Source organism: Labedaea rhizosphaerae (genome assembly GCF_004362825.1).
Classification (GTDB): domain Bacteria; phylum Actinomycetota; class Actinomycetes; order Mycobacteriales; family Pseudonocardiaceae; genus Labedaea; species Labedaea rhizosphaerae.
The window spans coordinates 50,285-71,893 of the sequence record NZ_SNXZ01000010.1; the positions used below are offsets into that span (position 1 = coordinate 50,285).

Genomic DNA, 21,609 nt, shown 5'->3' on the forward strand with positions numbered 1-21,609 from the left:
GATCAAACAGGGCATGGGCCTTCCATCCGAACCGAGGGAGCTCCAGGGGTTCCGCATGCGGTGACATCCCTCTCGGATGATCGTCCTCATGACCAGTTCGCAAGCGGCTGCCGCCCTTGGCATCTCAACGCGACGGGTTCGCTACCTGGCGGCCCGCGGCTGCCTGCCGGGCGCCTACCGGCCGGGCCGCGACTGGTTGATACCACTCGCCGCTATCGAGGAACGTCAAGCGGCACAACGGAAAGAACGAGGCTGACCCAGTGACCACACCCAAGTCCCCGACGAAGCAGGCCGACACGATCGTCGACAAGACCGGCGCCGAGCTCGAGGAGGCCAGAGCCGCGCACGCTGCACTGGCAGACCAGAAGCTCGAGGCGCAGACGGCGGCCACCGACCTCGCCAACGAGGCCGACGGCCTCGAGACGCGTCTGCGCGACGGCGACCGGTCCATCACCTACAAGGACATCACCGAGGCGCAGGAGAAGGCAAAGCACGCCGCGCTGGTGGCGGTCAGCTTCGAACGCGAGATCGAGGAAGCCGAGACCACTGAGAAGCGAGCGAGTCTCGCCCACGCGGCCGCCCGGCTGACCGCCCTCGAGGACAGGTTCGGTGCGGCGCTCGGCAAGGCCGCCAAGCCGATCGTCGACAACCTCGCCGGCCTGTTGCAGGGGTTGCAGGAGACGTACGACGAGTACCGGCTGTGCGTCAGCTTGGCGGCCGGAGGCAACGGCACCCCGCACCCGCAGGGCCTCAACCGCACGCTCCACTACAACCCGAGCGATGGCTACGTGCCGGCGCTCGAGCTGCCGGATGCCGGCGACCTGATCGCGGAACTCATCGCGACGGGCGTGGAACGCGCGTTCGGCTCCCTCCAGGACGACCGCGCCGGCGCAACGTCCACGCTGCGGGCGCTCTCCACGACGCCGAAGATCCCCAACCACCCGGCCGTGGAAGCCGCGCGCAAGACGCACGCGGACACCCACAACAGCGCCGTGCACTGGGTCAAGGCGGTGCAGGCGTGACCGCCCCGGCTCCCCAGGGCAGCGAGCCCCAGCCGATGCCTCACCCCAACGACGATCCCGACTTCGCGGCGGCACGACAAGCCAAGGCCGACTACGAGGCCGCGGTCGGCCAAGCGCGCAAGCTGACCGGCGTCGGCGCGCTCTCGCTGCTCAGGCAGGCCGAAACCCTCGAGGCTGCGCACACCACTTACGCCGAGGCGGTACAGGGCGCGTGGGACCGCGTGATCGAGCGCCGCAAGGGCCGCTACGAGCACCTGCAGGCACAACTGCCGATGGGCCCCGCGGTGCCATCGGACGCGACGCCCGCCGACCGGGCCGCTCTGATGGCCGCGTTCCAGAGCCAGCACGACCGCGCGACAGCGACCGACCGGGACGGACGCGCCAAGATGCTCGACCAAGCCGACCGGTTCGGCGACGAACATGCCCGCCGTGCCGCGTTCACCGCGATCCTGGACCGCGGTGAGATGGACACCCTGCAGAACCGGTCGGACCGCTACGGCGGCGTCCTCGACCAGATCAGCGAGATGCGTGACCTCCAGAACGAGGGCGGCCACGTCGCTCGCGGGTTCGCCCACAAGACGTTCCGGCTGGAGCCGGCGCCCGCTGAGGTCGCACAGATGCCGATGCTGCGGGAGGCCGCCGAGACGCAGATGCAGTCCTGGCGCCAGCATGGATACCGGGTGTAGCCATGGTGAACGCAATCACTTCGATCCCGTCGCTCGGCCTCCGGGACCTGGACCGGTCGCTGCCGTGGTCGAACATGATCGTGCTCCACGGCGTCGCGTTCCGGGACGAGACCCTCAGGGGCCGGGTGCGGGCGACGCTGCGCCCGCACTGTGGCCCCGGCCAGGATCTCGCCGAGACGCTCGCCGAGGCGTGCGTGGCCGTGCACTGCCCCGACGACGATGCGCCGCACCGCTGCGCCGAGTGTGCCGAGGCATGGCCGTGCCAGTCGATCAGCGCCGAACTGATCACGCTCGGCGTGTTCGTTTGACCGTCACCGAGTACCCCCGTCTTCCCCGTGCCATCCCGTCATGGCACGGGGAAGCGGCGTGCCGGTTGTTCCCCGAGCTCGCCGACCTCTGGCACGACGCCAAGGCGAAGTCTGCCGAGGACTTGGCGGTGCGGCTGATCTGCGCCGGCTGTCCCGTGCGCTTCCAGTGCGCCGTGGGCGCGCTCGAGCGCGGGGAGGCCTACGGCATCTGGGGCGGTCTGGACCGCCGCGACCGCAAGGCGATCGCGCTCAAGTACGGCTACCCGATCCCCGCAGTCGTGCCGGAGCACGGCAGCGACGCGAGGTACAAGAAGCACGGGTGCCGTTGCCCGGAGTGCAAGGACGGCCACGCCCGCTACGAAGCCGAGCGGCGCCAGCTTGTGCGGGAACGCGGGAACGTGTGGCGGAAGCGCACGCCGGCCGTGCCGGTGGCGTGCTCGCCCATCCATGCGCCGACGACCCGCTCGTCACGGTCGATCAGGCGCCGTCTCGACCGCTGCGGCCGGGCGCACGCCCGCGCCCGGCGAGCGCGTCGCGCACACGCTCGATAGGGCTTCGTCAGACCTCGGACCGGTCGGCCTTGAGGATCTTCCGCACGTACTCGCCCGACCACTCGTGGTCGATGCCGCGGACGATGTCAGCTTGGCGCATGCCGGCCGCGTAGGCGTCGCGGATGCCGTCGGCGAGCGCGTCGCGCGCTTCGCCGAGCGCTGCAGTGGCTGCGCGGTACTGCTGGGTGAGCTCGGCCAGGTCCGGCCCCGACTTCTCTGCCATGCCCTACAGAGTTGCACAATCGTGTTGCCCAAACAAGTTGCCCAACTCTGTTGCACTATCCAACTCGGTTGTGCAACACTGTTGGCAACGCAGAAAGCGGCCCCCGGAAGGTGCGGGAACACCGACCAGGGGCCTCGACCGAACACCTGGTTGGAGATGTTGGCCGTGAAGCAGATCATAGTCCGCGGTGGGCGCCCCATCGCTCCGCAGCCGTTCCCCGTCCGCCCCGTCGTCGTCGCCCCGCGGCGCGACCAGTTCGGCGCCATCGTCGTGCGCCAGCTCGGCGGCCCGCGATGACCGCGGCCACCAACGCCAAGCCGACCACCAAGAAGGCCCGCAAGGCGATCGACTGGCCGGCCGTGATGTACCGGGCCGCCAGGCACGGCGGGCTGCAGATCGTCGACCTGGACTTCGACCAGTGGAACGCCGCGTTCGGACCCGGAGACGCCCGCGTGGTCGTCGACGGACAGGTGATCTGGATGTCGCCGAAGGCCCGGCCCGCGGACCTCGAGACGGCGCTCCTGGAGATGGATCACGTCAGCCACAAGAACTGTCAGCGTCCCGACGACGTCGTCGAGATCGGGTCGCCGACGAGCGGCTACGTGACCCGCTCCATCGAGTTGCGCCGCACACCGCGCGTCTCGATCCCCGAGCTGGACTGGACCTCCAAGTGATGAGCGGTGCGCACTGGAGCAAGAGAGCCGCGAAGCCCGGCGAGGTGTGCAGCTGCGGTCAGCCGGCCGTTGTCGTCTACCTCGTCAACGACGATCGAGGGAGCCGCGAGGTGCCGCACTGCGGGGCCAGCCGGCAGTAGATGCCCAACCGCCAAGGAGAAGACGGAACCGCCCCCGAGAGTTGGCCACTCGGGGGCGGTTCTGCGTATGCGCCATCCGGCCTTTGCGCAGCGATGTCTCCTGTGGTCGCAAGGTGGTCGCAGAGTGCAGCCACCGCGACCGTACTTGCGCCTACCGGTCCGACGCGACATACGGTCTGACCAGGGCCTAACCGTTTCGGGCCATCTCTAGCCGACGTTGATCCTTTGCCTGGGGGTCAGAGGCCACCGCGCTGGAACTTGTCGAGCACGCGGCGTTCACGCTTCGTCGGCCGGCCCGCGCCCCGTTCCCGCCGCGCGACGGGCACCAGTGCCTCGGGCGGGGGCTTGGGCGTCCGGTCGATGAAGCAGGTCGCCGCGTCGGCCGCACCCACGCGCTTCTGGATGACCCGGACCACCTCGACGACCCGGTTCGTGCCGTTGAGGTGGGCCCGGACCTCGTCGCCGGGGACGACCGTGGTGGCGGGCTTGGCCGGCTTGTCGTTGATGCGGATGTGCCCGCCCCGGCACGCGGCGGCGGCGTCCGGGCGGGTCTTGGTCAGCCGGACCGCCCACAACCACCGGTCCACGCGCGTCGACTCCACGCCACCATCATGGCAAGCCCAGCAGCCGGTCGCCGAGGCCACTGCGGTGGTAGAGCACCATCCGCCCGGCGCGCGTGCGTGTGATCAGGCCCGTCGCGTGCAGCACGCGCAGGTGCTGGGAGACCGCGCTCGGCGTGACGCGCAGGCGCCGCGCGAGCTCGGCGGTGGCCAGCGGCTCCTCCAGCAGGTGCAGCAGCGTCTCCTTCGCCGCGCCGACCAGGTCTTTGAGCGCCGTGGCATCGGTCCGCGGCGTCGACCACAACGTCGCCGCGCCCCGGCACGGGTAGGACAGCGAAGGCGTGGCGTGCGGGTCCATCGGCGGCACGGGCTTGTAGGCGAAGACGGCCGGGAGCAGTTGCATCCCGCGCCCGGACACCACGACGTCGTGCTTGCCGATCATCTGCTCGATCTCCAGGCGGCCGTCGCGCCAGCGCACGTTCGGGTGCAGGTCGGCGAACAGCAGCCGGGCGCCGCCGGTGGCGAGCTGGCGGGCGCGGTAGGTCATGTCGGCTTCGAGGAGGAGGCGGAGCTGCGGCCAGATCGGTGCCAGGGCCAGGTCCCAGTAGCGGCGCAGGAGGTCGCAGAGGTCTCCCAGCGACGGGATCACGGGTGCCGGCTCCGGCGCGTAGGTGGCGACGAAGTCCCGCCGCACCACCTCGGGTGGCGTCCGAGCGACGATCTCGAGCTCGTCGTCGAAGGTGGGTGCGAAGGTCGTAGGCCGCGGGGTGAGGAAATCGGGAAGCGCCCTTGTCGGGCCCACCAACGAAAGCAGGGCCCGTTCGTCCTTTGTGCTCAGTGCACTTCGGACGGTGCGCAGCCACGGCAGGTGCAGCGCGTACCGGCCGGGGTCGCGCAACGCCCAGAGGCTGAAGACCGCCTCCTGGATCGGCGTGATCGCGAACCGCAGGTCGGCGAGGTCCTCAACGCCCAGCTCGAACGTGATCATTTAGCAATAGCCTAAATGCTTGGTGTGCTCGAGGCCAGCCGCGGTGCGCTTGGGACATGAACCCGGCCCGCCTGCTCCTGCTGGCCGTCACCTGCGGCGTGGCGGTCGGCAACGTGTACTTCCCGCAAGGCATCACACCCCTGATCCCCGACGCGACCGGTGTCGTACCCGCGACCCAGTTCGGTTACGCGTGCGGCATCTTCCTGTTGGTGCCGTTGGGCGACCGGGCTCGCCCGCGCACGCTGATTGTGACGCTGCTGGCCCTCACCGCCGCGGGCCTGGTGCTGGCGGCGGTGGCCTGGACGTGGTCGGTCTTGGTGATCGCGAGCTGGAGCGTGGGCGTGACGACGGTGGTCGCCCCGATCATCGGCCCGCTGGCGGCGGGAAGGTGCCGCCCGCCCGGCAGGGTGCGGTAGGAGGCATCCTCCTGAGCGGCTCGATCGCCGGCATCCTGCTGGCCAGAGTCGGATCCGGAGCCCTCGCCGCGCATCTAGGCTGGCGATCCCCGTACCTTGGTCGCCGCGGTCCTGACGGCCGGGTTGGCCCTGCTCCTGTCCCGCTCGCTGTCCAACGCCGGGGGCGTGCTGGTGGCCTCGCGGCACCGGTTCGCGTTGACCGAGCCCGTGCGTCTGTTCCTGGCGTCGTCGGAGCTTCGCTGTTCGTGCCTCTACCAGGCGTGCGTGTTCGCCGCGTTCAGCGCCGCCTGGACAACCGTGCCCATGCTGCTGACCGGCCCGACCTTGGCCTTGTCGGTCCAGTCGGTGGCCGCCGTCGGCCTGGTCAACGCGGTGCCGATGGTGTGCACACCGCTCGCCGGTCGGCTGGTGGACCGAGTGGGCCCGGCCCGCGTGAACACGTGGTGCTTCACCGGCACCCTCGCCGCGGCTTTGTTGCTTGCGGTCGGCACCCTGCCCGCCGTTGTGGCGGGGATGCTGTTGCTGGACGTGACGATGCAGTGCGGCATGGTGGCGAACCAGACGAGGATCTACGCGTCGACCAGGGGTTTTCGAAGCCGCATGAACACGGCGTACATGACCACGTCGTACCTGGCAGGCGCCGCCGGCTCGTGGCTGGGCACCGTCCTGTACCTCCACCTGGGCTGGCCGGCCGTGACGGCCTTCATCGCGGCTGTGGTCGCCGTGGCCCTCGGCCGCCACCTGAGGCAGCCTGCCGACAACCCGGTGGCGGGCGTGCGCTAGGCTAACGCCGCACCTCGGGTGATTGAGGTGCGGCGGGCTGTGGCGCAGTTTGGTAGCGCACTTGACTGGGGGTCAAGGGGTCGCAGGTTCAAATCCTGTCAGCCCGACCGAACGGAAGTAGCCCCTGACCAGCGGAAACGCAACGGTCAGGGGCTACTCTCTTAGTCGGCGCCGGAGTCAGTGTTGGACCAACTTTGGACCAATGCGCTTGACCGGTGCCCTGGTTGAGCGGTCTTGGGCAAGGACTGCATCTCGGTGAACGGTCGTGATCGGGAGGCTTCCAGCCGGCCGGATGTAGGCCTTGCAGGTGGGAGTTGTGGCATAGCCTGTGTGCATGTCCGATGACTTCAGCCTCCCGCGCGATATCTCGATAGGTGAGTTGTCCGCTCAGGTTGTCAGCGTGTCGCATCGGCAATCCTTCTCGATTTATCATCTTTACGCTGCAAGGCATGCGGCCGCCCAGGCCGCAGAGCTTGAGGTACAACCGCAGCGTAAAGGGCTCGACGTGCTACATCGTAGCTACGTTATGGCCGCCGTAGTCGAGTCTGCTTCGTTTCTTGAAGCGTCTATAAACGAACTATTTGGAAATGCTGCTGACGGCGTTCGTCACAGCATGACAGGGCTGCCCGATCATGAGGTCCGCGCATTGGCCGCTGTGTGGCATATAAGTGGCTCGGGCCTCCAGGGCAGGGTGCTGGACAAGTACGATTCGGCGCTCGCGGTTCGCGGTCAGCCTGCCTTCGTCAGGGGGGAGGATCCGTATCAATCGGCCAAGCTGCTGATAGAGCTTCGAAACTACCTGGTGCACTATAAAGTGCATTCAACCAGTCTTGATGAAGAACACGAGCTATCTGCGAAGCTGAAGAACCGGTTCGACAGCAACACTCGCAGAGAAGACCCCAACCACCCCTGGTTTCCGGATCAAGCGCTCGGCGCGGGATGCGCGCGGTGGGCCTGGGAGTCCGCCACGGCGCTGACATCCCAGTTTGAGGCGGTCATGGGCGTGGCGTTGGCGTACTCCACGCAACCTGAAGACTTCTGGCCGGACGGAAGCGGTGGACTGCTGTAACGCGGGACCAACATGTGACCGACATGGCGCCGGCACGCGTCGGCAAACGTCGCCAAGCGATCAACGCCAGCAGCCGCAGCTCCTGGGCCACCTTCTTGATGCCTCGTCGGTTAGGGGTGAAGTCGACTCGCCATGACTTGGCCCGAGCTAGGCTTGGTATGGACGTTGACTTGTCGTCATCCGGCGAGGCGGACCGTTCGACAACCCGCCGTTCATTAGAGTGTCCTGACCATGAGTGACGAGACCTACCGGTTCTGCAAGATCTTCCTCCGTGCGGAGTCCCGTGCGGCTATGGATCTCTTGGCCGTTTTGCTGGAAACACCATTTCAGCGTCGAACCCTGACTTTGCCCGACGGGGTTGTGGATGTAATGAGAAATCCCGATATGGGAGCAGTGGACGACTTCATTGGTTGGCCAACGGTCGTCGAGATCGACGCTGAGGAACACGCCGACAGGGCTTCTGTCATCGTTATCACCTCCAGAATCGTGACTGCGATGTGGGATGCTGGAATTCCGGCAGTAGCAGCGTGCGATTACGAAGATGACCTGCCCTGGTCTGGCGGAATAAAACGGCTACGCGGACTCGGGCAAGAGTGTTGAGGAATGAAGAGAAGGGTGAGCGTGAAGGTAGGGCGGAATCGGGGCAACTAGATCGTTCTGGGTCGTCGCGGAGTCGATGATGGTCTGCACCTGAATCAACGCGGAGGTCGAGGGCTATCGGGTGCCAGTCCACGCCGTGGCCGGTCGCTGCAGCGCTGCGGGCCAGTTCCCGTGCGCTGCCCCGGCCGGGGTCTGGCGGCATCGCACGCGGGCCCGTCACCTCCTGGTCCGCCGCCTCATGCCGGGACGGCCGAGGTGAAGCGCGTCAGCAGGGCGTCGAGGTAGCGCTGCGAGGAGTTCAGCCGGATGAGCGCGCCGATCGCGATCTCCCTGCCGGTCGCCGGGTCGCGCTGCACGAGCGGGGCGACGACGTTCTTGAACCAGCCCGACGCGTGCACGGCGTCGATGCCGATGTGCAGGTCGTGGTAGCGGATGCCGGCGTCGGGCAGGCCTGCTCGGCGCCACCCGGCGACCATGCACTTGAACCGGCGCGGGACGAGGTACTCGGTGACCGCGAAGTAGCCGACGGACTTCAGGTAGTGCCTGCGGGCCAACGCCAGCGCCGCGGACAGGTTGCTGGAGATCCTGGCTTCCAGCAACAGGTTCTCGCTCAGGTAAGCGTCGTCTATGGACAGTGCGTCGAGCGCGGCCGCGAACATCCTGGTGTGCACGTCGTCGGGGTTGCCGTTGCCCATCTCGTCCCAGTAGTTGCCCGCCAGCTCCAGCTTCTCCTGACCGCTGGTGCCCAGCTGCATCAGCGCGAGGATGTCGTCGAAGCGCGGGTCCAGGCAGGTCTCCTGGGCCATGAAGAACCGGTAGTCGGCCGGTGTCGCGTGCTTGAGCAGGTAGCTGCGGTAGAGCTCGTGCTGGCCCGCCGGGTGCTCGACGATGATCCGCTTCAACCAGTGCACGAACGACCGCCCGTCGGCCGGGTAGTCCTGCAGTTGCCGCTCGTCGACCTGCGCGAGCTCGTACGCCAGCACGGGCTGCTCCAGCCGGGCCGCGACGTCGCGCAGGATCGGCTGGGTCTCGCAGTGCACCTTCGCCAGCTCGGTCACGCCGAAGTCCTGGTCGTAGATCACGGCCAGCGTGTCGTGCAGCCGGCGCAGCGCGACCGGGTCTCCGTCGCCGTAGGCCTGCGTGACCAGCCGCCCGCATGCGGCGTCGAGCTCCGCCCGGAAAACGTAGTCCCCGGTGCGCTCGCGCCATTCTTCGGCCGTAAGTTCCAATAGGCCGGTAACGAACTCGCGATCAACAACGATCGGGTCGACTCTTCGGGTGGGCACGGCCATTGGTTGGGTCCCTCCAGTCGTGCGAAATGCCGCGCGCGCCCGGCCGATGATGGCGGCAAGCGGACGATCAAGAGCAGCGGCGGGGCCGTCCGGCCCGAGCCGATACTCGATGATGTGCTGCTGAACTGGCAATACTCCGATCGGTCGACCTCGCTGTCCGGGGTCTCGGTCATCCTGAGTTTGATATTCGCCAATGTGGGTGACGATAGGTCTATCGGCCCGGGGCGGAATGCCAGTTTGTACTCCACCTGGCGGATCGCGATATTGTTCGGCAGGGGGTACAAACGAGTGTCCGGGTCCATCCCGGATTATTCCGGTGCATTTCTGGGGGGATCGATGGGTCGAGATTCCGGTCGCCCGCTGGTGGCGGTCGTGTACGACCTGGGCGCCGCGGACGCACTCGAGATCATCGGCTCGGCCCGGCGCGTTTGCGACCTGCTGTTCGTGTGTGACAGCGGCGGCCCGGACGGCGGTTTCCTCGCCGACAGGTTGCCCCAGCTGCGCGACTACGCCGAGGTCTGCGACATCACCGGCATGACCGCGGCGCAGGCCGCCGACGCGGTCGCGGCCGCCCGGCCCGACGGCATCGTGACCTTCAGCGAGCGACGGCTCCCGGTCACCGCGATGCTCGCGCAGGCCTGCGGCCTGCCGTACCACTCGCCGGAGCTGGTCGCCCTGCTCACCGACAAGCAGGCCCAGCGCGACGCACTGCGGGTGGCGGGCGTCGACGATGTGCGGTGTCACCGGATCTCCTTGTCCGACAACGACTTCGACTTGGACGCGGTGCTCGCGGAGGTCGGCTTGCCCGCGATCGTCAAGCCTCGCACCGGTGGTGCGGCCAGCCGGGACACCTACCGGGTCCGGACTCGGGCCGACGTGCTCGCCGCGCTGCACGCCCACCCGGACGACGAGTTCGTGATCGAGCAGCTGCTGGTCGGCGACCCGTCGGTGGCCGGTCCGAGCTGGGGACGCCGGGTCTCGGTTGAATCCTTCGTGGTGGACGGCACCGTCGTGCCGGTCGGCATCACCGGCAAGTTCTTGCTGGCCGAGCCGTTCCGGGAGACCGGCCAGTTCGCGCCCGCCACGGTCTCCGCGCCGATGGCCGCCCGGATCGAGCAGCTGACCGCGGCGGCGATCGGCGCGCTCGGCGTGCGCTGGGGCGCGACCCACACGGAGCTCAAGCTGACCGCGCAGGGCCCCCGGGTGATCGAGGTCAACGGCAGGCTGGGCGGCAACCTGGCCGACATGTTCAGGCGCGGTGCCGGGTTCGACGTCGTGGGGGCGGTGCTCGAGGTCGCGCTCGGCCGGATGCCGCGACAGCGGCCGAAATCCGCGGCCAGGGTCGTCTACCAGCGATACCTGGCGCCGCCGATGCGCGTGACGACCGTCCAGGAGCTGCGTGGTCTGGACGTGGTGCGCGGGCTGCCCGGCGTGCAACGCGTGGAGGCCCGGATCGGCCCCGGAGCGGCGGTGGACTGGCGGCGCGGCACGGAGGAGTGCCTGGCCGTCGTCTACGGCAGCGCAGAGGACCACGACGAGCTGCGGGCCAGGGTCGACGCCATCGACACGGCGTTCGACCCGGTCTACGCGGACTTCGAGGAGAGTGCGCGGTGACCCGTCGCGTGGAGATCCCCGCACCGGATCGGGCGTTGGCGGCGGCTCGCGTCCTGTTCTACAAGTATTCCGGGCAGCACGAGTTCGACGTGGAGGCACCACCGGACTCGGCTTGGCGCACCCTCGACCCCCGCGCGGCGCTGGCGGATGTACCCGCCGAGCCGATCGACGAGATCAGAACCGCCGACCTCGCGGCTTCGCTGCACGGTGACCGGCTGGTGCTGGAGCTGGATCCGGCGCGGTACCCGGTCGGCGGCGCGGTGCTCGAGCACCTCGATCGCATCGTCCAGGCGATGACCGCAACGCCAGCGCTCCCGGTGGCCGAGCTGAGCTTGCCTGCGGCCACCGAACTGACCCGGGTGACGAGCGAGTTCAACGACACCACCACGAGCTACCCACGCGGCGCGAGCATCCCCGAGTTGTTCGCCGAGGTCGTGGCCCAGGGCCCGGACCGGACCGCGGTCGTCCACAACGGACGGTCGATCAGCTACGCCGAACTGCACGCGCTCACCGACGCGCTGGCCGCCGAGCTGCGCGCGGCAGGCGTCCGGGTGGACGAGCCGGTCGGCCTGATGACCGGCCGGACCCCGGCCTGGGTGATCGGCGCGCTCGCCATCGTCAAGGCAGGCGGGGCGTACCTGCCGATCGACGCGCGCTACCCTCCTGCGCGCATCGAATTCCTCCTGCAGGACAGCGAAACCCGGTTCGTGCTCACCACCGGGGAGTTGCGCGACACGGTCCCGGTCACCGCGTTCGTCATCGACGAGCCGCGCCCGGCCGCCGCGGTGGAGCCGGTGAACGGTCCCGACGACATCGCCTACCTGATGTACACCTCCGGCACGACGGGGCGACCCAAAGGCGTGCTGGTCACCCACCGCAATGTCGTGCGGCTGGTCCGCGGCACCACCTACGTCGAACTGTCGCGCGACACCACGGTGTTGCAGGCCAACGCGATCGTGTTCGACTCGTCCACCTTCGAGCTGTGGGCGACGTTGCTCAACGGCGGCCGACTGGTCCTCGTCGACACCGACACCCTGCTCGACGCCCGCAAGCTCGGCGCCGCGATCACCGAGCACGGCGTCACCCACCTGATGCTCACGCCCGCGTTGTTCAACCAGCTGGCAGATCAGGACCCGACGCTGTTCCGGCCGCTGCGCTACCAGTTCGCCGGCGGTGACGTCCTGTCGCCCACGCACATCAACGCGGTCCGCGACGCCTGCCCGGACCTGCGGATCGTCAACGGCTACGGGCCCACGGAGAACACCTGCATCTCCACGAGCCACCACGTGACCGAGCGGCACACCGACCGGATCCCGATCGGCAAACCGCTGTCGAACTCGACGGCGTACGTGCTCGACGCCGACGGACGCCCGCAGCCCATCGGCGTGCCCGGCGAGCTGTGGGTCGGCGGTGACGGCCTCGCTCGCGGTTACCTGAACCGGCCCGAGCTGACCGCGGCCGCGTTCGTCGACACCGAGTTCGGTCGCCTCTACCGGACCGGCGACCTGGCGCGCTGGCGCCCGGACGGGACGCTCGACTTCCTCGGCCGGGCCGACGACCAGGTGAAGATCCGCGGGTTCCGGATCGAACCCGGTGAGGTCGAGCACGTGCTGCGGGCACACCCGCGGGTGCGGGCCGCGGTCGTGGTGGTGCGCGAGCGCGACCACGGCGAGAAGTACCTGTGCGGGTACGCGGTCGCCGACGTGCCACCGCGCGAGCTGCGAGAGCACCTCGCCGGTCAGCTGCCCGCACACATGGTGCCCACCACGTTGATCGGGCTCGACGAGCTGCCGATGACCGCGACCGGCAAGGTCGACCGGGGCGCGTTGCCGGACCCGGGCAGTTCGCCGTACCAGCAGGAGTACCTCGCGCCACGCGACGATGTGGAGCGGCGGCTGACGCTGATCTGGCAGGACGTGCTCGGGGTCGCGCCGATCGGGGTCACCGACGACGTGTTCGACCTGGGCGTCAGCTCGCTGGCCGCGGCCGCGATCGCCACCCGCGCCGGTCGTGAGCTTGGCGTCGAGCTGGCCGCGACCGCCGTGCTGCGGCACCCGACGGTCGAGCTGCTCGCCCGGCACGCCGCCGCGCTGGGGCCTGTCGCGGCGCGGTTGATCAGCCGTGCCGCCGACGCACCGGACCATCCGGTTTCCCCGCAACAGCACCGAATCCTGGTCGAACAGGGCAAGGACCCGGCGGCGGTGCACTACCACCAGCCGATCACCGTCGAGCTGCCCTCGGACATCGATCCGGACCGGCTGGAGCAGGCGCTGCACGCGCTCGTGGCCAGGCACGAGGCGTTGCGAACCGGGTTCGACCAGGTCGGCACCCGCACCCGGCAACGGGTGCACGCCACCGTGGCGTTCACGGTCGAACGGGCCGGAGCGGCACCGGACGTCGCCGCGTTCGTCCGGCCGTTCGACCTGACCCGGCCGCCCCTGCTGCGGGCCGGGATCTATCCGGGCGCTCTGCTGCTCGACGTGCACCACGTCGTCGTCGACGGCCTCTCCTTGCGGGTGCTGCTCACGGACCTCGAAGCCCTGTACCGCGGTGATCCCTTGCCCGAGCTGCCCGCGCTGCGCTACGTCGACTACGCGGAGTGGACGGACAGCGCGCAGGCGAAGGACCTGGCCGCCCGGTCGGGCCAGGTGTGGGCCGACGTGCTCAGCGGTGCGGCGACGCCCGACCTGCCGACCGACTTCCCACGGCCGGCGACCAGGTCGACCGCGGGCGCCACCATCGAGGTCGACCTCGGCGTGGCCCGCACGGCCGCGCTGCGGGACCTCGCCCGGGCACTGGACACCACGTTGTTCCCGGTGTTGCTCGCCGCGTACGGCGTGCTGCTGCGCAGGATGACCGGCGGCACGGACGTCACCGTCGGCACCCCGGTCGCCGGGCGCGTCAACCCCGGCCTCGACGGCGTCGTCGGCATGTTCGTCAACACCGTCTGCCTGCGGTTGCGGCCCAGCCCGGACCGCACGTTCACCGAGTTCGTACAGGAGTGCGCCGAGCACGCGTTGCGGGCGGTCGAGCACCAGGACGCCCGGATCGACGAGCCGGCGGCCGGGCGCGACTACGGCCGCAACCCGGGGTTCGACACCATGATCGCGTTGCAGGACACGTCGTTGCTGACCGAGACGTTTCTCGGCGGCGCGGTGCGGTTGGCCGACGACCGGCTCGGGGCCAGCATGTTCGACCTCAACCTGCACCTGTTCGACCACGGCGACCTGTTGACCGGCACCTGGGCGTACAGCACGGCGTTGTTCACCGAGCAAACCGTGCGGACGTTCGCCGCCCTGCTGCTCGACGTGCTCGACGCGGTCCTCGCCGCTCCCACCGCGCCGCTCGCCACCGTCATCGGTGCCGCTGAACCCGCGCCTGCCGCCGAGATCAGCTTCTCGTTCTGAAGGGACGTCATGACCGACCAGTCGCTGGGCCAGCTCAAGCTGGCCGCTGCCGCACAGCCGGAGTCCGCCGCGTTCTGGCGTGACGTGCTGGCCGGGGGACTGGGCGGCACCGCGTTCCCGTCGGCAGCCCCGGCGACGACCGGTCTCGTGGCGACCGTCGAGCTGAACGCCGGGACGGTCGTGGCGGTGCAGCGGATCACCGGCGGCGACGACCGTGCGGTGCGCGTGCTGACCTCGGCGGTCGTGCTCGCGTTGTTGCGGGTCCACACCGGCAGTGACGTCGTCACCATCGGGTACCGCGACTCGGACCAGTGGCTGCCGCTGCGTGTGGAGCTGTCCGGCGACGACACCGTCCGCGAGGCGATCCTGCGCTGCCGCGACCAGGTCACCGCGATGGCACCGCACGCCGCCTTCCCGCTCGCGGTGCTGGAGTACCCGCCCCTGACCGTCGGCGTCGCCGAGGACGGTGATCTTGATGTGCTGTTCTCGTTGCACCGCAACGGCGAGCACCTCAGTGTCACTGTGCGCGGCCAAGCCGCGGACGACCTCGCCACCCGGTTCGCCGCCCTGCTGACCCGGATGGTGGCCGACCCTAACCAGCCGCTGGCCGGCCTGCCGTTGCTGACCGGCCACGACGTCGCCGCGCGCAGCGCGATGAACGCGACCGCCGTCGAGCTGACCGAGCCGCTCGTCCTGACCGAAATCTTCGCCGCACAGGCGGCCGCGACCCCGGCCGCGCCCGCGCTGCTCGGGTTCGGCAGGCCATGGACCTACCGCGAGCTGGACCTGCGGGCGAACCGGCTGGCGAACACCCTGCGCGCCCGCGGGATCGGGCGGGACGACCTGGTCGCCGTCCTGGCCGAGCGTTCGCCCGAGATGATGGTCGCGATCCTCGCCGTGCTGAAGGCAGGCGCGGCCTACCTGCCGGTCGACCCCGGGTACCCCGCGGCGCGGATCGACTTCGTGCTGGCCGACAGCGCCGCCGCACTCGTGCTGGCGCAACCGCGGTTCGTGGTCGAGGGCGCGCTGGACCTGCTCGACGAGACGCTCTACGCGGCCGACGACACGCCTCCGGTCACCGGGCCCGCACCGGGCGATCTCGCCTACGTCATCTACACCTCGGGCTCGACCGGGCGGCCGAAGGGCGTACAGGTCGAGCACCGCTCGGCGGTGAACCGGCTCCGCTGGATGCAACGCGCGTACCCGCTGACCGAGCAGGATGTGGTCCTGCAAAAGACGCCGATCGCGTTCGATGTCTCGGTGTGGGAGCTGTTCTGGTGGATGGGCGTCGGCGCCTCGCTGTGCCTGCTTGCTCCTGGCGGGGAACGGGACCCGGACGCGATCGTCACGGCGGTGCGCGCGCATCGCGTGAGCACGATGCACTTCGTGCCGTCGATGCTCGGCGCGTTCCTCGACTACCTGGGGAGCACCGGCCGCGCCGCGGAGCTGAGCGGGCTGCGCCAGGTGTTCGCCAGCGGCGAGGCGTTGGGCCTGCACACGATCCGGCGGTTCCACGCGCTGCTGCCCGGCGCCCGGCTGATCAACCTCTACGGGCCGACGGAGGCCACGGTCGACGTGTCGCACTTCCCGTGCGACGGCGACGACCGCGTGTCGATCGGCAGACCCATCGACAACCTCCGCCTGCACGTGCTGGACCGCGCGCTGCGGCCGCTGCCGCCCGGCGCGCCGGGGGAGTTGTGCATAGCGGGCATCGGCCTCGCCCGCGGTTACCTCGGCCGTCCGGAGCTGACCGCCGAACGGTTCGTGGCCGCGCCGCTGGCCGGGGAGGACCGCGTCTACCGCACCGGTGACCTGGCCTGCTGGTGGCCGGACGGCACCGTCGACTACCTCGGCCGGTTCGACCACCAGGTCAAGCTCCGCGGCTTCCGTATCGAGCTGGGCGAGATCGAGACCCGGCTGCGCGCGTACGAGTCGGTCACCGAGGCGGTCGTCGTCGTCCGTGACACCGACCTCGACCCCTATCTGTGCGGGTACTTCGTGGCGACCGAAACGGTGGACACGGCGGCGTTGAGCGTCTTCCTCGGTGCGACCCTGCCCGAGTACATGGTGCCGGGCCGGTTCGTGCAGCTGGACGCGTTCCCGTTGGCGCCCAACGGCAAACTCGACCGTGCCGGGTTGCCCGAGCCACGTGCCGCCGCCGACGGCTACGTCGCGCCGCGCACCGCGAAGGAGGCGGCGCTCGCCGCGGTCTGGGCCGAGGTGCTCGGCGTCGAACGGGTCGGCGTGCACGACAACTTCTTCGCGCTGGGCGGCAACTCCATCCACTTCGTCAGCGCGCTCGGGCTGGCCCGCGCGGCCGGCGTGACCGCGACGTTCCAGCAGCTCTTCGCCCACCCGAGCATCGCGGACCTGCTTGCGCACGTCGGCGAAGGCGACGACACCCCGCGCGAGTACGCCCCGTTCGAACTCCTCGGCGAGGCCGACCTCGCCGCCGTCCCCGCGGGCGCGGAGGACGCCTACCCGCTGGCGATGCTGCAGGAAGGGTTGATCTACCAGAGCGAGGTCACCCGCGGTACCGCGCAGTACCACGACGTGATGAGCTACCTGATCCACAGCCCGTTCGACGAGGCCCGGTTCACCCAGGCGGTGGACCTGCTCGTGGCCCGCAACCCGATGCTGCGCACCACCTACCACCTCACCGGGTTCAGCGTGCCGATGCAGGTCGTGCACACGCACGTGCCGCGGCCACTGTCCGTTGTGGACCTGCGAGAGCTGAGCCCGGAACGTCAGCGGGCATGGCATGACGACTGGGTCGCCCGCGAGCAAGCCCGCCGGTTCCGCTGGGACGAGCCCGGTCTGGTCCGCCTGCATGTGCAGGTGCTCTCCGCCGACGAGTTCCGCTATTCGATCGACCTGCACAACTCCGCGCTGGACGGCTGGAGCATCAACCTGGTGCACACCAAGCTGTTCGACCTCTACACCCGGCTGCGCGACGGCCTGGACGTGGCCGCCGTGGACAAGACCGACCACATGCGCACCTTCGTCGGCCTTGAGCAGCAGTCCCTCGCCTCCACTGCGGACCAGGAGTTCTGGGCGGAGGTCATGGCGGGCGCGCGGCCCGCCGAGGTGCCGGGCAAGCTCGCGCCCGGCGCCGCCGAGTATCGCGTCGACATGCACGAGGTGGCGGTCTCGGCGGAGCTGTCCGAGCGGGTCGTCGCGCTGGCGGAGACGCTCGCGGTGCCGGTGAAGAACGTGCTGCTGGCCGCGCACGTGCAGGTGCTCGGTGAGCTGTCGGGCACCGCTGACGTGCTGACCGGGTACGAGCAGGCCGGACGGCCAGAGCTGCTCGGCGCGCAGGACACCATCGGCATGTTCCTCAACACCGTGCCGTTGCGCGTGCGGCTCCGCGGCGGCACCTGGGCGGAGCTGGTGCGGTCCGTGCACGACACCGAGATCGCGATGCTGCCGCGGCGGCGCTACCCGATGGCACGGATCAAGCAGGACGCCGGCGTGCGCGGGCCGTTGTTCGAGTCGGTGTTCAACTACACGCACTTCTACCCGTTGCGCGACCTGCGGGACAGCTTCGCGCTGACCGAGGTGCGCGCGTGGGCGGAGACGGAGTTCGTGCTGCGTGCGGAGTTCCGCAGGCACTTCTTCACCGACCAGGTCGGCCTCGCCCTGCAATACCACGCCAACGTCTTCGACGAGCACCGGATCGCCGAGATCGGCAGGCGCTACCTCGACGTGCTCGAGTCGATGACGGCCGACCCGCAGCGACCGACCGGGCACCGGCTCGTGGTCGCAGTACCGCCTGCGCAGCAGGCACACGGCACGCACGCGCAGCACACCGTGACCCCGGTCGGCGAAGACGTCCTGGCCGCGGAGCGGACGATCGCGGCGGCCTGGTCGCAGGTCCTCGGCATCGCGGCCGAGCGGATCGGACCGGGCGACGACTTCTTCGCGCTCGGCGGCCACTCGCTCTCCGCGTTGCGCGCCGTGGCGAAGCTGGCCGGGATGGTCTCGGTCGCCGACCTGACCGTGCAGCCGACGCTGCGCGGGCTCGCATTGGTCGCCGTCGGCCGCACCAGCAGACCGACGGGCTACCTGCGCCGTCTGCGCGAGCCGGCCGACCCGACTGGCACGCTCGTCTGTTTCCCTTATGCCGCAGGCAACGCGGTCAACTACCGGCCATTGGCCGAGCGCCTCGAACAGGTCACCGTGCTGGCCGTGGAGCTGCCCGGGCACGAGGTCGACGTGGACGAGGCGTTCGTCACCGTCGCCGAGGCGGCTGCCGCGATCGCCGCCGAACTGTCCACAGTGGACGGTCCGCTGGTGTTGTGGGGACACTGCGGCGGCGCCGCGGTCGCCGTCGAGACCACGCGGGTGCTGCGGGCGCGCGGGCGGGCGGTGCAGCACCTCGTGCTCGGCTCCAAGCTGCTGCCCACCGAGGACGACATGCGCGGCGCGCTGGCCGAGCTGGCCCGTAGCACCGACGCCGACGTGCTCGACTGGATGACCACCGAGTCCGGCTACACCGCGCTGGACGGGCTCGACCCGGCGCACGCGGACACCATCGCGCGCGCGTTCCGCCACGACGTCGACGGCGGGCACCGCTACTTCCTCGGCGTCTGCGCCGACCCGGATCGCCACCACCTCGGCGTCCCGGTCACCGTGGTCGCCGCGGCCGACGACCCGCTGATGGCGGGCTACCCGGACAGCCACCGCCGGTGGGGCCTGCTCGGCGGCGACGTGACGCTGCGCGAGCTCGACCACGGCGGGCACTACTTCATCCGGACCAGGGCGGCGGACTGCGCCGCGCTGGTCACGTCCATCCTGACCAGCACAGCAAGGGGCTGAGCATGAAGGCGTACCTGGCGGTGCTGCGCATCGCCGACTACCGGAAGCTGTGGATCGGTTCGCTGATCAGCCTGCTCGGCGACGGCACCAGCTGGACGGCGCTGGCGTGGCTCGCGCTCGGCGCGGGCGGCACCGGGGCGCTGGCGGTGATCGGCGTCTGCTACACGCTGCCGGTGATGATCGGCGGCGCGGTGGTCGGCCCGATGCTGGACCGCTTCTCCCGGCGCACGTTGCTGGTCACGGACAACGTCGTGCGCGGTCTGACCGTCGCCGCGGTGCCGGTGGTCGCCATCGTCGGTGACGTCCCGGTCGGGCTGCTCTACGTGGTCGCGGCGGTCTACGGCCTGTTCAAGATCATCCCATTGGGTGTGGTGCCCGCCGTCGTGCCCGACCTGGTGCCGAAGGACCAGCTGCAGCCCGCCGCCGCGCTGGAGACGGTCGGCTACGGCGTTGCCGGCCTGATCGGCCCGGCCATCGGTGGTCTGCTGATCCCGGTGATCGGCGGCGAGGGCGTGCTGGCGGTCGACGCGGTGACGTACGGCCTGTTCGCGGTCATGGTGCTGGCGATGTCCTCGCGCCTGCCCGCCCCCGTCGCCGAGGGCGAACCGATCTCAGGTGGTTGGCGTCCGGCGATCCGGTTGCTGACCCGGGACCGGGTGCTGGTGGCGATCGTGGCGTCGTTCATGCTGTTCAACTTCGTGTTCGGGATGCTCACGGTGACCAACCCGTGGCTGGTGAAGTTCGAGCTGGGTGATCACCCGCAGCTGCTGGGCCTGCTGCTGGGCGTGCTGTCCGGTGCCGAACTGATCGGCTCGTTCGCCGGCGGCGCGCTGAAGCCGGCGCCGCGGGTGATGCTGCGGATGGGCGTGCTGCAGACGTTGGCAGGACTGGGACTCGCGTTCCTGTTCGTGCGCAGCCTGCCGACGGTCCTGCTGGGCCTGCTCGTGGTGGGCGTGCTGTCGGGCCCGGTCACCGTGTCGTCGATGGCATTGCGGATGGCCCGCATCCCGGCGCAACTGCGCGGCCGCACCATGACGTTGATGCGTACGGTGATGAACGCGTCGCCGCCGCTGGGCGCTGCCGTGGCCGGCGTCTTCCTGGCGGCGGGCAACTACCCGGGCGCCATCTGGGTGATGGTGCTGGCCGCGTCGTTGCCAGGCGTCGTCGTAGCACTGACATTCCGCTCCACCTCGTTCGCTGACGAGCTGGGCATCACCCCCAAGACGGAACCGGCAACCGCCTAGCGGACGAATAGCCAAGCACATGCCAAAGCTGCCGTCGACCGAGGACGGACTCTAATGAAATACGAGGGCAGCCCAACGGCGTGCCTGAGGGTCGTTGCCGTAACGGTTCGCTCGACCCCGATCGCCGCCCCCGGAGAGCGACCTCTGCGTGCTGGGCCGATGGGCTCTGGCTCAAAGCCAGCCGCGGCGTTCGGCCAGGCATCCTGCTTGGAATCGGGTGGAGGCGCCGAGTTCGGTCATCAGGCGTTGGAGCCGGCGATAAGTGGTGCGGGTGCTCCAGCCGTTCACGCGGGCGATGGCGGTGTCGGTCAAGCCCGCCATCATCATCGCCAGCAGGGACCGGCTTTCCTCGTCCGGATCGGCAACTCCCGTGGCGACGCCCGGCGTCATCGCGGTCGCGTCCAGGGGGTTTGCCTGGGCCCATTCGCCCTCGAACAAGGCTGCCAACGCGGTGAAGAGTGGGGAACGCCGGACGAGGTAGGCGACCTGGAGGCCGCTTCGGCTGAGGTCGAACGGGATTAGGGCGTCCTGGTCGTCGCGGATGATGAGTTTGATGGGCAGCGTCGGTCGCGTTCGGGCGTGCTCCCCGCCGTGCACGGCGGGGAGGATGTCGGTCTCCAGCTTCGTGGGCCACGCCAGGGCGTCCTGGCTGTAGATCACGCGGTGCGCTATGCCGTCGTTCTGGTGGCGGGCGATCTGCGTCTGGGTGTTCCAGGCAGCACCCGCGCCGCCGGGGCTCTCGTAGTAGGGCGGGGTGTCGAACACCCGCACCTGCACACGGGCCTCGGACTCCATGTGGGCCACGGCCGCGGCGATCGTCTCCCGGTCGGTCAGCTGCTCGATGACCAGCTCAGGGCTCGTCCGGTTCGCGCTGCGGTGGATCTCGGAGAGCGAGTACACCTTCGCGCGCGCGGCGCTCAACTCCCTCTCCCGCAGCTGCACGAGCTGGTTGATCGCGATATCCGGAGGAGCCGCCACGTACCGGCACGGATCGCCGCTGCAGCTCACCAAGTGCTTCGCCGAGAGCGCCGCGAGGACGTCCGCGAGCGGGCCGTCCGGGATCACCAGGTGGTCGGCGAGCGCGCCGACCGTCGACCCCGGCGCCGCGACGAGCGCCTCGTAGACCTGCTCCTCATCGGCGGACAACCCCAGGACCGCGAGTTCCATGCGGCAGTCCTACCTGATGTGGCGAGATTGTGCCAAGTGGCACCTAG

20 protein-coding genes and 1 tRNA gene are annotated in these 21,609 nt (G+C 69.8%); 16 read left to right on the forward strand and 5 right to left on the reverse strand.

Going from position 1 to position 21,609, the window contains the following annotated elements:
• Positions 1-88: 88 nt before the first annotated feature.
• The 5 genes from EV186_RS40890 to EV186_RS39270 are packed head-to-tail and all read left to right on the forward strand — an operon-like array spanning position 89 to position 2,567.
• The gene (locus EV186_RS40890) at positions 89-256 is read left to right on the forward strand and encodes a helix-turn-helix domain-containing protein (protein ID WP_166659494.1); all 168 of its coding nucleotides are present in this window, start codon (positions 89-91) and stop codon (positions 254-256) included.
• Positions 257-260: 4 nt separating this feature from the next.
• Positions 261-1,022 (forward strand): hypothetical protein, encoded by a 762-nt coding sequence (locus EV186_RS36200; RefSeq protein WP_133854057.1) that lies wholly within the window; start codon positions 261-263, stop codon positions 1,020-1,022.
• Positions 1,019-1,708, forward strand: a complete 690-nt coding sequence (locus tag EV186_RS39260; protein WP_166659495.1) for a hypothetical protein — start codon at positions 1,019-1,021, stop codon at positions 1,706-1,708. Before EV186_RS36200 ends, EV186_RS39260 begins: the two co-directional genes overlap by 4 nt.
• 2 nt (positions 1,709-1,710) lie before the next feature.
• Positions 1,711-2,016 (forward strand): hypothetical protein, encoded by a 306-nt coding sequence (locus EV186_RS39265; RefSeq protein ID WP_166659496.1) that lies wholly within the window; start codon positions 1,711-1,713, stop codon positions 2,014-2,016.
• On the forward strand, positions 2,013-2,567 hold the full coding sequence (locus tag EV186_RS39270; protein WP_166659497.1) for a WhiB family transcriptional regulator: 555 nt from the start codon (positions 2,013-2,015) through the stop codon (positions 2,565-2,567). Before EV186_RS39265 ends, EV186_RS39270 begins: the two co-directional genes overlap by 4 nt.
• 7 nt (positions 2,568-2,574) lie before the next feature.
• Here the strand turns inward: EV186_RS39270 and EV186_RS36210 are convergent, their stop codons facing one another.
• The gene (locus EV186_RS36210; protein WP_133854058.1) at positions 2,575-2,790 is read right to left on the reverse strand and encodes a hypothetical protein; all 216 of its coding nucleotides are present in this window, start codon (positions 2,788-2,790) and stop codon (positions 2,575-2,577) included.
• A 165-nt stretch (positions 2,791-2,955) separates the two neighbouring features.
• On the opposite strand from EV186_RS36210, the gene EV186_RS40640 reads away from it, so the two are divergent.
• Both EV186_RS40640 and EV186_RS36215 read left to right on the forward strand, forming a co-directional pair.
• The gene (locus EV186_RS40640) at positions 2,956-3,087 is read left to right on the forward strand and encodes a hypothetical protein (protein WP_279538358.1); all 132 of its coding nucleotides are present in this window, start codon (positions 2,956-2,958) and stop codon (positions 3,085-3,087) included.
• Positions 3,084-3,464 carry a hypothetical protein gene (locus EV186_RS36215; RefSeq protein WP_133854059.1) on the forward strand — a complete coding sequence of 127 codons (381 nt, stop codon included), beginning with the start codon at positions 3,084-3,086 and terminating at the stop codon, positions 3,462-3,464. The genes EV186_RS40640 and EV186_RS36215 overlap by 4 nt, the downstream gene beginning before the upstream one ends.
• 376 nt (positions 3,465-3,840) lie before the next feature.
• Here EV186_RS36215 and EV186_RS36220 read toward each other — a convergent pair whose 3' ends face one another.
• Positions 3,841-4,206, reverse strand: coding sequence for an RNA-binding S4 domain-containing protein (locus EV186_RS36220; protein WP_243754507.1), 366 nt, complete (start codon positions 4,204-4,206; stop codon positions 3,841-3,843).
• A 7-nt stretch (positions 4,207-4,213) separates the two neighbouring features.
• The gene (locus tag EV186_RS36225) at positions 4,214-5,152 is read right to left on the reverse strand and encodes an ArsR/SmtB family transcription factor (protein WP_133854060.1); all 939 of its coding nucleotides are present in this window, start codon (positions 5,150-5,152) and stop codon (positions 4,214-4,216) included.
• Between the two features lie 56 nt (positions 5,153-5,208).
• Between EV186_RS36225 and EV186_RS39700 the strand changes: the two genes are divergently transcribed.
• The 5 genes from EV186_RS39700 to EV186_RS36245 all read left to right on the forward strand — a co-directional run bounded on the left by EV186_RS39700 (position 5,209) and on the right by EV186_RS36245 (position 8,020).
• Positions 5,209-5,568 (forward strand): MFS transporter, encoded by a 360-nt coding sequence (locus EV186_RS39700; protein ID WP_208115968.1) that lies wholly within the window; start codon positions 5,209-5,211, stop codon positions 5,566-5,568.
• Positions 5,569-5,664: 96 nt separating this feature from the next.
• Entirely contained in the window at positions 5,665-6,351 is a 687-nt protein-coding gene (locus EV186_RS39705) for an MFS transporter (RefSeq protein WP_208115969.1), read from the forward strand.
• Positions 6,352-6,384: 33 nt separating this feature from the next.
• Positions 6,385-6,458 (forward strand) — tRNA-Pro (locus EV186_RS36235).
• A gap of 227 nt (positions 6,459-6,685) precedes the next feature.
• The gene (locus EV186_RS36240; RefSeq protein WP_133854061.1) at positions 6,686-7,420 is read left to right on the forward strand and encodes a hypothetical protein; all 735 of its coding nucleotides are present in this window, start codon (positions 6,686-6,688) and stop codon (positions 7,418-7,420) included.
• Positions 7,421-7,651: 231 nt separating this feature from the next.
• On the forward strand, positions 7,652-8,020 hold the full coding sequence (locus tag EV186_RS36245; protein WP_133854062.1) for a hypothetical protein: 369 nt from the start codon (positions 7,652-7,654) through the stop codon (positions 8,018-8,020).
• Between the two features lie 236 nt (positions 8,021-8,256).
• Here the strand turns inward: EV186_RS36245 and EV186_RS36250 are convergent, their stop codons facing one another.
• Positions 8,257-9,306: an iron-containing redox enzyme family protein gene (locus EV186_RS36250; protein WP_208115970.1), complete on the reverse strand. Its 1,050-nt coding sequence runs from the start codon at positions 9,304-9,306 to the stop codon at positions 8,257-8,259.
• A gap of 342 nt (positions 9,307-9,648) precedes the next feature.
• Here EV186_RS36250 and EV186_RS36255 point away from each other — a divergent pair, with 342 nt between their 5' ends.
• Genes EV186_RS36255 through EV186_RS36270 form a run of 4 tightly spaced genes read left to right on the forward strand, consistent with a single transcriptional unit; the run spans position 9,649 to position 20,395 of the window.
• Positions 9,649-10,926, forward strand: a complete 1,278-nt coding sequence (locus EV186_RS36255) for an ATP-grasp domain-containing protein (RefSeq protein ID WP_133854064.1) — start codon at positions 9,649-9,651, stop codon at positions 10,924-10,926.
• Positions 10,923-14,333 (forward strand): non-ribosomal peptide synthetase, encoded by a 3,411-nt coding sequence (locus tag EV186_RS36260; protein ID WP_133854065.1) that lies wholly within the window; start codon positions 10,923-10,925, stop codon positions 14,331-14,333. The genes EV186_RS36255 and EV186_RS36260 overlap by 4 nt, the downstream gene beginning before the upstream one ends.
• A gap of 9 nt (positions 14,334-14,342) precedes the next feature.
• Positions 14,343-19,151: a non-ribosomal peptide synthetase gene (locus EV186_RS36265; RefSeq protein ID WP_133854066.1), complete on the forward strand. Its 4,809-nt coding sequence runs from the start codon at positions 14,343-14,345 to the stop codon at positions 19,149-19,151.
• 2 nt (positions 19,152-19,153) lie between these two features.
• Positions 19,154-20,395 (forward strand): MFS transporter, encoded by a 1,242-nt coding sequence (locus tag EV186_RS36270; RefSeq protein WP_133854067.1) that lies wholly within the window; start codon positions 19,154-19,156, stop codon positions 20,393-20,395.
• A gap of 171 nt (positions 20,396-20,566) precedes the next feature.
• Here EV186_RS36270 and EV186_RS36275 read toward each other — a convergent pair whose 3' ends face one another.
• Positions 20,567-21,562, reverse strand: a complete 996-nt coding sequence (locus EV186_RS36275) for a helix-turn-helix domain-containing protein (RefSeq protein ID WP_133854068.1) — start codon at positions 21,560-21,562, stop codon at positions 20,567-20,569.
• Positions 21,563-21,609 lie beyond the last annotated feature (47 nt).

What these genes read in the sequence shown, in the direction of transcription:
- EV186_RS40890 (WP_166659494.1), top strand. Translation starts at nt 89, where the DNA reads ATGACCAGTTCGCAAGCGGCTGCCGCCCTTGGCATCTCAACGCGACGG.
- EV186_RS39265 (WP_166659496.1), top strand. Translation starts at nt 1,711, where the DNA reads ATGGTGAACGCAATCACTTCGATCCCGTCGCTCGGCCTCCGGGACCTG.
- EV186_RS36210 (WP_133854058.1), bottom strand. Translation starts at nt 2,790, where the DNA reads ATGGCAGAGAAGTCGGGGCCGGACCTGGCCGAGCTCACCCAGCAGTAC.
- EV186_RS36215 (WP_133854059.1), top strand. Translation starts at nt 3,084, where the DNA reads ATGACCGCGGCCACCAACGCCAAGCCGACCACCAAGAAGGCCCGCAAG.
- EV186_RS36225 (WP_133854060.1), bottom strand. Translation starts at nt 5,152, where the DNA reads ATGATCACGTTCGAGCTGGGCGTTGAGGACCTCGCCGACCTGCGGTTC.
- EV186_RS39700 (WP_208115968.1), top strand. Translation starts at nt 5,209, where the DNA reads ATGAACCCGGCCCGCCTGCTCCTGCTGGCCGTCACCTGCGGCGTGGCG.
- EV186_RS36240 (WP_133854061.1), top strand. Translation starts at nt 6,686, where the DNA reads ATGTCCGATGACTTCAGCCTCCCGCGCGATATCTCGATAGGTGAGTTG.
- EV186_RS36245 (WP_133854062.1), top strand. Translation starts at nt 7,652, where the DNA reads ATGAGTGACGAGACCTACCGGTTCTGCAAGATCTTCCTCCGTGCGGAG.
- EV186_RS36255 (WP_133854064.1), top strand. Translation starts at nt 9,649, where the DNA reads ATGGGTCGAGATTCCGGTCGCCCGCTGGTGGCGGTCGTGTACGACCTG.
- EV186_RS36265 (WP_133854066.1), top strand. Translation starts at nt 14,343, where the DNA reads ATGACCGACCAGTCGCTGGGCCAGCTCAAGCTGGCCGCTGCCGCACAG.
- EV186_RS36270 (WP_133854067.1), top strand. Translation starts at nt 19,154, where the DNA reads ATGAAGGCGTACCTGGCGGTGCTGCGCATCGCCGACTACCGGAAGCTG.
- EV186_RS36275 (WP_133854068.1), bottom strand. Translation starts at nt 21,562, where the DNA reads ATGGAACTCGCGGTCCTGGGGTTGTCCGCCGATGAGGAGCAGGTCTAC.